Raw genomic sequence first — 4060 nt, forward strand, 5'->3', positions numbered from 1 at the left:
GAAATATATTTATCTATGGAAAAAAATGGAAATATTATTTCATTAAAACAGCAATCTGTAGGGTTCAAATGGTTTTTTAATTTCTTCTTTAATTTTTTACATTCTAATGAATTAAATCCTGGAGATATAGTTTTGATGGATGAGCCTGAAATACATTTATCAATACCGGGAAGAAGAGATTTAAGAAATTTCATTAAAAAATTTGCTAGAAATCATGGAATAACATTTATAACTACTACTCACAATCCTTCATTTATAGATGTTGATTATTTAGATGAGCTTAGAATTGTAAGATTCAAAAAAGATAAAATAGGAGTTGAAATACAGAATGATTTTTCTGCTATAGGAGAAGATGAAGTTGATACATTAAATGAAATAGTAAACAGTTTTGGAGTGCTTCATAAAGATATAATAACTAATCCTAATAATAAAGTAATATTTGTTGAAGGTCTTATTGATTATAATTATCTTACAGCTTTCAAGAAATTAAAAGAAACAAAAGAAAACAAAAAAATAAATGTAGTATTTTTGCCTATTCATGGACTTGGAAAAGATAATACAGAAATGAATAATAAATTAAAACAGTTGGTACAGTTTAGAGAGGCTATTATATTAACAGACAGCGATGATAGGGCAAATTTATTCAAAAAAGCTTCAGAATCAAATTCTTTAATGAAAGAGAAATTAATTGTGTTTCAATTAAAAGAAGCAGACTCTTCTTTCAAAGAAATAGAAAGCCTATTCAGCGATAATGATAAAGAAAGATATAAAGAAATGATACAAAATAAAAGCGGAAGCCTTTCATCATTATTCAAAAATAATATCCTTAAAAGAGAATTAGATGAACAGACTATAAACAATTTTAATACACTGCTTAACTATTTGAGCGATATGGTATTGACAGATAATAAAAATAACAATAAAGAAAATCAAAATTCTTAAATATATAATTTGAATAATAAAATGGGGGACTGTTTATCACAGCCCCTTTATTTATTTTAAAAAATTATTTTTCTACTTCTTTTTTGTATTTAATTAAGCCCTGTTTCAAAATCTCCATAGCTCTTTTTATGTCTCTTGCCTCTAATGCATAGCACATTCTCACTTCATCTTTACCTAAGCCGGGAGTTGCATAAAAACCTTCACCAGGAGCAAACATAACTGTCTCACCATCAAGATTAAAGTCTTTAAGAAGCCATATAGCAAACTCTTCAGCATTTTTTACAGGAAGTTTAGCAAGCACATAGAAAGCTCCCTCAGGCTCTTTCATTACAACGCCGTCCATCTTTGTAAGCTCTTCAAACATGATTTTTCTTCTGTTATCATATTCTTTTCTAGCAGCTTCAAAATAGTTATCAGGCAAGTCATATAAAGCAGCAGCACCAACCATCTCAAGTGTAGGAGCAGATAATCTAGCTTGACACTCTCTAAATACAGCAGTGCTAAATGCCTTATTTTTACTTATTACACATCCAATCCTAGCACCGCAAGCAGAGAATCTTTTTGATATAGAGTCAACTATAACAACATTATCAGCCAAGTCTTTGTAAGTACCGAAACTTATAGCCTTTCTGTCGCCATAAACAAACTCTCTGTAAACTTCATCGCTTATAATAAACATATTGTGCTTTTTAGCAAGATAAGCAATATCATCAAGCTCTTCTTTTGTAGATACAACCCCAGTAGGGTTAGAAGGATTTGAAAACATATATGCTTTGGTTTTTGGAGTAATATGCTTTTCTATCTCATCACGATTTGGAAGGTGGAATCCTTTTTCTGCATAAGTGCGAACGGCATTTCTTTTTATATCTAATACATCATAAAAACTATTGTAATTAGCATAATAAGGTTCTGCCACTAATATTTCATCACCTTCATCAAAAATAGCTAATAAAGTAAATAATAATCCCTCACTGCCGCCATTAGTGATGTTAATTTCATCTTCTTCATAATGGACGCCTATTTTTTTCTCATAGTATTCTTGTATTTTATTTATAAGCGGTTTCATACCTCTTGAATGTTCATATTTAAGGGTTTTACCGTTATATTTGCTGATAGCTTCCAAAAATACTTTAGGTGTTTCAATATCAGGCTGACCTATGTTAAGATGATAGATTTTTATGCCTTTTTTTACAGCTTCTTCGGCATAGGGGTTTAACTTTCTTACAGGCGAAGTTTTTAGCCTTTGAATTCTTTGCGATATTTCCATTTTTATCTCCAAAAACTTTATTATATATAGTAATATTAGAGTATATAATAAAAATTGTCAATATACAAATAATTACTTTTTATTATTAGATTTATTGCTTTTAATGATGATTTATTTTTTTTATAGTATATAATTAAAATAAATTATATTTTTTGGTATTTTTATGAAGTTTAATTTTTATAATAATGAATATAGTTCTTCTAGAAATGTTGTATTTGGAAGTAAGGGAATGGTTGCAAGCAGTAATGTATTAGCAACAGAGGCTGGTATTGAAATATTAAAAAAAGGTGGAAATGCAATAGACAGTGCCATTGCAACTGCTGCTGCTTTAACAGTTGTAGAGCCTACTTCTAATGGTCTTGGTGGAGATGCTTTTGCTATAGTTTATTTTGATAATAAATTGCATGCTATAAATGGAAGTGGATTTTCACCTAAAAATTTAGATGTTGATAAAATATTATCTCTTAATTTGGATAGTGTTCCTCATTATGGACTAATACCTATCACTGTTGGCGGTATTCCTGCAACTTGGGCTGCTTTAAGTAAAAAATTCGGTAAGTTAAAATTATTAGAAGTTTTGGAGCCTGCTATTAGATATGCAGAAGAAGGATATGCATTACAGCCTCAAGTAGCTTTCGATTGGAATATTGCTTTTAACAATTATTTAAAGGTTTCTGATAATAAAGAAGAGTTTAAATATTGGTTTGACACTTTTAGTTTTAAAGGCAAAGCTCCAGAAGTTGGAAGTATTGTAAAGCTTCCTCATCATGCCAAAACTTTATTTGAAATAGGAAATACTTATGCAGAGAGTTTTTATAGGGGAGAGATTGCTGAAAAGATAGATAGATTTATGAAAAAATATGGAGGCTATTTATCTAAAGAGGATTTAAACGATTATTATCCAACTTGGGTAGAGCCTATAACTACAAACTATAGGGGCTATGATGTTTATGAGATACCTCCAAATGGACATGGCATAACAGTATTAATGGCGTTAAATATACTTAGCAATTTTGATGAGCCAAATACTCATTATGATATAGAAGCATTAAAACTTGCATTTACAGACACAAAAAAATATATAGCTGATGAAAGGCATATGAAAGTAAAAATTGAGGAAATGCTTTCAAAAGAGTATGCCAAAGAAAGAGCAAAACTTATAACTAAAAATAAAGCATTAGAGCCTTCAAATTATATATTTAATAGTGGAGATACGGTTTATTTAGCTTCGGCAGATTCTTATGGAAATATAGTTTCTTTTATAGAGAGCAATTATATGGGCTTTGGTTCGGGTATAGTGATACCAGAAACTGGAATTGCATTGCATAATAGGGGAGCTAATTTCTCTTTAGATAAATCATCAGCAAATTTTATAGCACCAAGAAAAAAGCCTTATCACACTATAATACCTGGTTTTTTATGCAAAGACAATAAACCTATTGGGGCATTTGGAGTAATGGGGGCTTTTATGCAGCCTCAAGGGCATTTGCAGGTTTTAAGAAACATGATAGATGATAATCTTAATCCTCAAAGTGCTTTAGATAAGCCAAGATGGCAATGGGTGGGAGAAAAAAATATAGAACTTGAACATAATTTTGATAATAATTTAGCAGCAGAGCTTCAGAGTAAGGGGCATAATATAATAAAAAAAGACAAGTTAAATGGTTTTGGATATTTTGGAAGAGGGCAGATAGTGTTTAGAAATGAGAATAATGTATTATATGGCGGGTGTGACTATAGAACTGATTCTGCTATTATTGGATATTAGAAAATATTTATTTTTTTATATTTATAAATAAAAATATATAAAATTATGGAAAAAAGTTATGAAAAAGCTATAATATTATATAT

The 4060-nt window shown here is 29.7% G+C and carries 3 protein-coding genes; 2 read left to right on the forward strand and 1 reads right to left on the reverse strand.

Annotation, left to right across the window (positions count from 1 at the left end):
• On the forward strand, positions 1-942 hold a 942-nt coding region (locus E6A48_RS01060; protein ID WP_219708154.1), incomplete at its 5' end, for an AAA family ATPase.
• A 64-nt stretch (positions 943-1006) separates the two neighbouring features.
• Here the strand turns inward: E6A48_RS01060 and E6A48_RS01065 are convergent.
• Positions 1007-2209: a pyridoxal phosphate-dependent aminotransferase gene (locus tag E6A48_RS01065; RefSeq protein ID WP_219708155.1), complete on the reverse strand. Its 1203-nt coding sequence runs from the start codon at positions 2207-2209 to the stop codon at positions 1007-1009.
• 163 nt (positions 2210-2372) lie between these two features.
• On the opposite strand from E6A48_RS01065, the gene E6A48_RS01070 reads away from it, so the two are divergent.
• Entirely contained in the window at positions 2373-3977 is a 1605-nt protein-coding gene (locus E6A48_RS01070) for a gamma-glutamyltransferase family protein (protein ID WP_219708156.1), read from the forward strand.
• The last annotated feature ends 83 nt before the right edge of the window (positions 3978-4060 follow it).

It is taken from the genome of Brachyspira pilosicoli (assembly GCF_019402445.1).
Taxonomy (GTDB): Bacteria; Spirochaetota; Brachyspiria; order Brachyspirales; family Brachyspiraceae; genus Brachyspira; species Brachyspira pilosicoli_B.

Coding starts and splice junctions, on each gene's coding strand:
- E6A48_RS01070 (WP_219708156.1), top strand. CDS start 2,373: ATGAAGTTTAATTTTTATAATAATGAATATAGTTCTTCTAGAAATGTT.
- E6A48_RS01065 (WP_219708155.1), bottom strand. CDS start 2,209: ATGGAAATATCGCAAAGAATTCAAAGGCTAAAAACTTCGCCTGTAAGA.